Genomic DNA, 7,620 nt, shown 5'->3' with positions numbered 1-7,620 from the left:
TTGGCCTTGGTCGAACCTTCCTTCGCGCGGTTCTGCATCGCGATGAAGTTCGGAATCGCGATCGCGGCCAGAATGCCGATGATCACGACCACGATCATCAGCTCGATCAGCGTGAAGCCCTTCTGCGACTTGACCATTGGAGTGCTCCTCCCGTTGGGGTGTTGCCGGCGCTGATCGCGCCGCTGTGACGCGCTCAACTTGCCCACTCGATAAAGCAACCGACGTACCATCCGCGCTTCCGTCGTCCGCCGTCCGCCGAACCTGCGGCCCGCCAGCGGCTTGCTCCGCTTCCTACGCCGCCCCGACCGCCGGCCCCGCACTGCTCATCGTGCGATTTTCAATCACCCCGGACCGTCGGCGGGCGATTCGCACGCACGGTCGCGAAATCACGCAGCCCGCTCGTCCCCTTCCGCCGCCAGTTCGTCCACGCCGCCGTCCCGCCCCGCGCCCGGCTTCTCGATGCCGTAGGCGATGAGCTTGCGGTACAGGGTCGAGGCGTTGATGCCCAGCAGCTCGCTGGAGCGCTTCTTCTGCCAGCGCGTGTAGTTCAGGACCTTGAGGATGTATTCCTTCTCGAGCTCGTCGAGCGTCATGTTGGGCGAATCAATGACCAGGCTGCCCTTCTGGCTGTGGCCGAAGCGGATCTTGTCGGGCAGGTCCTCGGGCCCGATGACCCCGCCCTCGTCCAGCACCAGCGCGCGCTCCATCACGTTCTCGAGCTCGCGCACGTTGCCGGGCCAGTCGTACTTCATGAGCAGCTCCATGGCTTCCTTGGTGACCGTCTTGGGCGTGCCGTCGCGAAGCTGGCGCCGCAGGAAGTGGTCCACCAGCAGCGGAATGTCGTCGCGGCGCTGCCGCAGCGAGGGCATGCGCAGCGGAATGACGTTGAGGCGGAAGAACAGGTCGGCGCGGAAGCGTCCCTCGGCGACCTCCTTTTCGAGGTCCACGTTCGTGGCCGCCACCAGCCGGCAGTCGATCTTGACCGGCTGCGTGCCTCCGACCGGGATGATCTCCCGCTCCTGCAGCGCGCGCAGCAGCTTGACCTGCGTCGCGAGCGGCATCTCCCCGACCTCGTCGAGGAAGAACGTCCCGCCTTCGGCGACCTGGAAGAGTCCCGGCGAGTCCTTCACCGCGCCCGTGAACGAGCCCTTCACGTGGCCGAACAGATTGCTCTCGAGCAGGTCGCGCGGAATGGCGCCGCAGTTGATGCTCACGAATGGCCCGCTCCCGCGGCGGCTGCGGTAGTGGATCTCGCGGGCGATGAGCTCCTTGCCCGTGCCGCTGTCGCCCTGCACGAGGATGGTCGCCTCGCTGTCGGCGACCTTGTCCACCATGCGGAACACGCGCGTCATCTCCTCCGAGGAGCCGACGATGGTCTTCTCCTCGTGGCCCTTCTTCAGTTCGCGCTTGAGGAACTGGTTCTCGGTCCGGACCTTGCGAAGCTCGAGGGCGTTGCGGACCGCGAGTTTGATCTCGTCGTTCTTGGCGTTCTTCAGCAGGTACTGGAGCGCACCCAGGTTGACCGCATCGATCGCCGACTGCTGCGACGCGTACGCGGTCATCAGCACGACCGGGATGTTGGGATCGTGTTTCTTGATGCTCTGCAGGACCTGGATGCCGTCCATGCCGGGCATCTTGATGTCGCTGATCACGACGTCGAAGTTCTCGGTCCGGACCTTTTCGAGCGCCTCCCGGCCGCTGTTGACCGTCGTGACCTGGTAGCCCTCCTTCCTCAGCACGATGCCGAGGAACTGGGTCATGCTCTGCTCGTCGTCGACGACCAGGATCTTCTCCGCAGCCATCTGGTTCACCTCGTCTTCGGAATGCGCACGGGCCCGATCACGCCGCCTGGACCTCGGCCCCGGCCGCCTCGGGCAGGTTCACCCGCGCGGTCGTGCCGTGTCCGGCTTCGCTCTCGAGGGTCAGCACGCCGCCATGGCGCTCGACGATGCGTTGTGCGATCGCGAGCCCCAGCCCCGTGCCTCCCCGCTTCGTCGTGAAAAAAGGTTCACCGACACGCGCCAGGTCGTCGGCCGCGATGCCGGATCCGTCGTCGCTGAACTCCACCGCCACACCGCCACCCTCGGCGGGTCGCCAGCGAATCACCAGCGTCCCCCGTTCACCCATCGCCTCGAACGCGTTCGCGGCGAGGTTCAGCCACACCTGCCGCATCTGCTCGCGGTCGAGCGCCACGCGCACGTCCGCATCGCCGGGCTCGAACCGCACGTCCACGCCGGGCGAGCGGCGCGGGTCGTGCCGGAGCGCGACGGCGAAATCGTCCAGGTGGTCACCGAGGCGGACCGGCTCGAGCGCCAGGTCGCGCTCGCGCGCGTAGGACAGCAGTTCGGTGACGAACTTGTTGAGCCGGCCGGATTCGCGGGCGATCAGGTCCATCAGCTGCGACTCCTCGCCGTCCAGCTTCAGCTCGCGCTGCAGGTACTCGACCGAACCGGAGATCGGCTTGAGGCCGTTGCGAAGCTCGTGCGCGATGCCAGCCGCGAGCGCGCCCAGTTCGGCGAGCGTTTCGTTGCGGCGGGCGCGGCGCTCCATCTCGCGCACCTCGGTCAGGTCCTGGAAGACGGCCACCACTCCGGTCATCCGGCCTTCGTGCATGAGCACGTTCGTGGAAACGCCCACCGGCAGATGGCGCCCGGCGGCGCCCTGCAGGTGCAGTTCCGCGCGGGCGCGTCCGCGCTGGCGCTGGAGCGTGTCCAGCACGAGGTCGCGCAGCCCCCCGAGACGCTCGGGCATCGCGTAGCTGACGTGCCGGCCGCGGGTCTCGATCGCGCGCGTGCCGAGCACCTGCTCCGCCGCGGGGTTCAGGTAGCCCACGATGCCGTTGTGGTCCACGGTGAACACCCCGGTCGTCAGGTGGCGCAGCACCACGTCGTTGTCGATCCGCACGCGATCGAGCTCGCGCGCGGTGCGTTCGAGGTCGCCGCGGGTGCGGTGCACGCGCTCGCCGAGCACGCCCGAGAGCACGCCGACCATGGTCAGGAACGCCACCAGCAGCTCGGGTTTGGGCAGGTCCGCCGCCGGCTGCGCGGGGACGCCGGTCACGCGGGCCGCCAGCCACGGCAGCGCGAGATAGCCGGCGCACGCCCCGGCCGCGGCGAACAACCCGCCGGCGATGCGCTGCAGCACCCCGCCGGTGATGACGACGAGGGCGAAGAACAGCACGAACTGGCTGTCCCGGCCGCCGGTCGCGGCCGCGAGCCAGCAGATGAAGACGAGGTCCACCGCCATCTGCACGTACGCCTGGACGGCGTGACCGCCCAGCGTGCGCGCCGTCAGGGCGAAGACCGCCGACAGCACGCCCAGGGCGACCAGGGTCGTCCACAGGAGCACGACCGGATGAGCGGTGACTTCGGGGCGCAGCAGCAGCCCGCACGGCAGCGCGAGCGAGGCCACGAGCAGGCGGCCGAGGATCAGGTGCTGGAGCGCGTTCCAGCCCTGGGCCCCGGCGGCCGGGCCTTCGAGGCCCGGCGCCAGTCGCAGACTCGTGCCCGCGGTCGCGGTCATCGTCAGTTGCCGCCCGCCACGACGCTGATGAGCTTGAACATCGGCAGGTACATCGCGACGACCATGCCGCCGACGATGCCGCCCATGACGACGATCATGATGGGCTCGATGATCGAGGTCAGCGTGTCCACCGCCGTGTCCACTTCGGCCTCGTAGAAGACCGCGATCTTCGTGAGCATCTCGTCGAGGGCGCCCGTCTGCTCGCCGACCGCGATCATCTGCGTGACCATCGGCGGAAACACCCCCGAGGTCTTGAGCGGGGCCGACACCGTTTCTCCTTCGCGAATCGAGGCGCGCGCGCTCATGATCGCCTCGGCGATGACCTTGTTGCCGGCCGTGCGAGCGGTGATCTCGAGGCCGGCGAGAATCGGCACGCCCGAGGAGATCAGCGTGCCCAGCGTCCGGGTGAAGCGCGCGACCGCGCCCTTGAGGAGCACGTCCCCGAGCACCGGAGCCTTGATCAGGAAGCCGTCGATCTGGCGATGTCCGTTCTCGGTCGTGTAGTAGCGCTGCGTTCCGATCACCAGCGCGACCACGGCGAGGATCATGACCCACCAGTAGTGCAGCAGGAAGTCCGAGAGCATGAGCACGATCTTGGTCGGCAGCGGCAGCTCGCCGCCGAAGTCCGTGAACATCTTCGCGAACGTCGGGATGATGAAGATGAGCATGAACGCGGTGGCGCCCAGGGCCACGGTCAGCACGACGGCCGGATAGACCATCGCGCTCTGGACCTTGCGCTTGAGCGCGTCGGCCTTCTCGATGTAGGTCGCCAGGCGCAGCAGGATCTCGTCCAGCACGCCGCCGGCCTCGCCGGCGGCGACCATGTTGCGGAACAGGTCGTCGAACACGCTCTTGTGCTTGCCGAGCGCGTCGGACAGAGTCGCGCCCGCCTCGACCTCGCGCGTCACCTCGTTGATGACCCGGCCGAAGGACGGCTTGCTCGACTGTTTCGCGAGGATGTCGAGGCACTGCACGAGCGGCAGGCCGGCGGAGATCATCGTCGCGAACTGGCGCGTGAAGATGGCGAGGTCCTTCGTGGACACGCTGACGCCGCCGCCCAGCTTGGGCATGGACAGGCCGCCGCCCTTAGGGCGCAGCGACGTCACCAGGATCCGCTTCTTGCGCAGGATCTCGAGCGCCTCTTCCTGACGCCCGACTTCGATCTCGCCGCTCTGGGCCTCGCCGGCCATGCTGCGGCCCTTCCAAACGTAGGTCGCCATCGTCTCCTCCTAGGCTGCCGCCCGAAGGACCTTCTGGAGCATGCCCTCCAGCTCCACGCGGTCCGTGCTGCGATCAATGGCGTCCTCGGCCGTGAGGTGCTTGTCCAGCACGGCCTGAAGCAGCGCCTGATTCATGGTCTGCATTCCGAACTTTTGTCCCGCCTGCATGAGGCTGTAGATCTGGTGGATCTTGCCCTCGCGAATGACGGCCTTGATCGCCGGCGTGCACACCAGCACCTCGGCGCACATGATCCGGCCGGCGCCGCGGCTGCGCGGCACGAGCTGCTGCGTCATCACGCCTTCGAGCGTGAACGCGAGCTGCGTGAGGATCTGCTTCTGCTGGTCGGCCGGGAACACGTCCACGATGCGGTTGACCGCCTCGTAGGTGGAGTTCGTGTGCAAGGTCGCGAACACCAGGTGGCCGGTCTCGGCGATGGTCAGCGCCGCCTCGATGGTCTCGAGGTCGCGCATTTCACCGATCAGGATGATGTCGGGGTCCTGGCGCAGCACGTACTTGAGCGCGGTCGGGAACGACGCCGTGTCGGCGCCGATCTCGCGCTGGTTGACGATGCACTTCTTGTGGTGGTGGATGTACTCGATCGGGTCCTCGATCGTCATGATGTGGCTCTGGCGCGTGGCGTTGATCTTGTCGAGCATCGCCGCCAGAGTCGTGGACTTGCCGCTCCCGGTCGGACCGGTCACCAGGATCATGCCCTTCTGACGGTTCGTGAACTCGCGGACGACCGGCGGCAGGCCGAGCTTGTCCATCGCCAGGATCTCGTACGGAATCTGCCGGATCGCCATGGACACGACGCCGCGCTGAAGGAAGGTGTTCGCGCGGAAGCGCGACAGCCCCTTGACGCCGAAGGAGAAGTCCAGCTCCTTGGTGGTTTCGAAGCGCTTGCGCTGCTCGTCCGACAGCACGCTGTAGGCCAGCGCCGCGCACTTCTCGGGCGACAGCACCTCGTACTCGGTCGCGGTGATGGCACCGTCAATGCGCAGTTCCGGCGGCACGCCCGCCGTGATGTGCAGGTCGGAGGCCTTGCGCTGCACCATGTCTTCCAGCAGTTGCCGGAGGGTCAGGTCCGCCATGGGTTCCTCGTGGGGTTCGTGCGCCGGATCACAGCTTGTCCGCCGCGGTTTCCTTGAGCACTTCCTCGACGGAGACGATGCCCCGCTTGAGTTTCTGCAGCGCGTCCATGCGCAGGGTCAGCATTCCTCCCGCGATCGCCGCGCGCTTGATCTCGATCGCCGAGGCCCGCTGCAGGATCAGGTCCCGCAGCGCCGGCGAGATGGTCATGACCTCGTAGGCGCCCTGCCGGCCCCTGTGGCCGGTGTTGTTGCACTCGACGCAGCCCTCGCCCTGCATGATGGTGGCCGACCGGGCCTCCTCCGGATCCATCTGCAGCTCGTGGAGGATCTCGTCGGTCAGCTTGGCGGGCCGCTTGCAATGCGCGCACACCTTGCGCAGCAGGCGCTGCGCGAGGATCAGGTTGACCGACGACGCGACGAGAAACGGTTCGATGCCCATGTCGATCAGTCGTCCGATCGTCGCGGGCGCGTCGTTCGTGTGCAGCGTCGAGAGCACGAGGTGGCCGGTGAGCGCCGCCTTGGTGGCGATGCTGGCGGTGTCGATGTCGCGGATCTCGCCGACCATGACGATGTTGGGGTCCTGGCGCAGGAAGGCCTTGAGCGCGGCCGAGAAGGTCAGGCCCACGCCCTCGTTCACCAGCACCTGGTTGATGCCGTCGAGGTTGTACTCGACGGGATCCTCGGCGGTCATGACGTTGACCTCGGGGGTGTTCACGCGCGAGAGCGCCGAGTAGAGCGTGGTCGTCTTTCCTGAGCCCGTCGGTCCGGTTACGAGGACCATGCCGTAAGGGTTCAGGATCGCGGCGAGGAACTCCTTCATGGAGACGGGCTCGAAACCGAGCTTCTCCAGGTCGATGTTGAGGTTCGCCTTGTCGAGGATTCGCATGACGATCTTCTCGCCGAAGATCGTCGGCAGGGAGTTGACGCGCAGGTCGATCGTGCGGTTGAGCACCTTGATCTTGATGCGTCCGTCCTGCGGCACACGGCGCTCGGCGATGTCGAGGTCGGCCATGATCTTCAGGCGCGAGGTGATCGCGGCCTTGAACTTGTAGGGCGGCGCCATCATCTCCTGCAGCGCGCCGTCGATGCGGAAGCGCACGCGCAGTGTCTTTTCGTACGGTTCGATGTGGATGTCGGAGGCGCCCTTGCGCACGGCGTCGGCGATCAGCGAGTTGACCAGCTTGACGATGGGCGCGTCGTTGACCTGGCCGATCCCGGTCTCGGCCTCGGCCTGCGTGTCCTCCTCGACGACGTCGAGGTCCTCCTCCATGCCCTTCATCACGTCGGCCATCGTGCCGGCGGAATCGTAGGCGCGGTCGAGCGCCTTCTTGACCGCGGCTTCCGAGGCGACGTGCGGCTCGACCTCGTAGCCGGTGATGAACTTGATGTCGTCGATCGCGAAGATGTTGGACGGATTCGCCATCGCGACGACCAGCTTGCGGCCGCCCTTGGAGACGGGCAGCGCCATGAACTTGGTCGCGACGTCGCCCGGGATCAGCCGGATCAGCGCCGGGTCGGGCTCGTAGCCCTTGAGGTCGATCGCGGGGCAGTTGTAGAGCTTCGAGAGGAAGTCGAGCAGACCTTCCTCGCTGATCGCTCCGATCTTGACGAGATTGGCCGTGACCGATCCGCCGCCGGTCTTCTGCTGAAGGGCGGCCTTCTGCAGGGCGTTCTCGTCGATGAGACGGGCTTCGAGAAGTTTCTGACCGATGTCTTCGACCACGAGCGCTTCCCCGGAGGTGAGCCGAACGGCGAGCCTGGAGCCGTTGCCTGAGTGCGCTTTGCG

6 protein-coding genes are annotated in these 7,620 nt (G+C 67.0%); all 6 read right to left on the bottom strand.

From position 1 onward, the window contains the following. A partial coding sequence (locus IT347_10910; protein MCC6350085.1) for a prepilin-type N-terminal cleavage/methylation domain-containing protein occupies positions 1–137 on the bottom strand: 137 nt, incomplete at its 3' end. Between the two features lie 249 nt (positions 138–386). Then, positions 387–1,802 carry a sigma-54-dependent Fis family transcriptional regulator gene (locus IT347_10905; protein MCC6350084.1) on the bottom strand — a complete coding sequence of 472 codons (1,416 nt, stop codon included), beginning with the start codon at positions 1,800–1,802 and terminating at the stop codon, positions 387–389. Between the two features lie 37 nt (positions 1,803–1,839). Beyond that, a complete protein-coding gene (locus IT347_10900; GenBank protein MCC6350083.1) occupies positions 1,840–3,522 on the bottom strand; it encodes a PAS domain S-box protein in 1,683 nt (560 codons plus the stop codon). 2 nt (positions 3,523–3,524) lie between these two features. After that, positions 3,525–4,742 (bottom strand): type II secretion system F family protein, encoded by a 1,218-nt coding sequence (locus tag IT347_10895; protein ID MCC6350082.1) that lies wholly within the window; start codon positions 4,740–4,742, stop codon positions 3,525–3,527. 9 nt (positions 4,743–4,751) lie between these two features. Then, positions 4,752–5,834, bottom strand: a complete 1,083-nt coding sequence (locus IT347_10890; protein ID MCC6350081.1) for a type IV pilus twitching motility protein PilT — start codon at positions 5,832–5,834, stop codon at positions 4,752–4,754. A 28-nt stretch (positions 5,835–5,862) separates the two neighbouring features. Then, the gene (pilB, locus tag IT347_10885; GenBank protein MCC6350080.1) at positions 5,863–7,557 is read right to left on the bottom strand and encodes a type IV-A pilus assembly ATPase PilB; all 1,695 of its coding nucleotides are present in this window, start codon (positions 7,555–7,557) and stop codon (positions 5,863–5,865) included. Between the last annotated feature and the right edge of the window lie 63 nt (positions 7,558–7,620).

It is taken from the genome of Candidatus Eisenbacteria bacterium, from assembly GCA_020847735.1.
In the GTDB taxonomy this organism is placed as follows: domain Bacteria; phylum Eisenbacteria; class RBG-16-71-46; order RBG-16-71-46; family RBG-16-71-46; genus CAIXRL01.
Note: the sequence above shows the minus strand (reverse complement) of the source record. Positions and strands in the feature narration are given on the sequence as shown.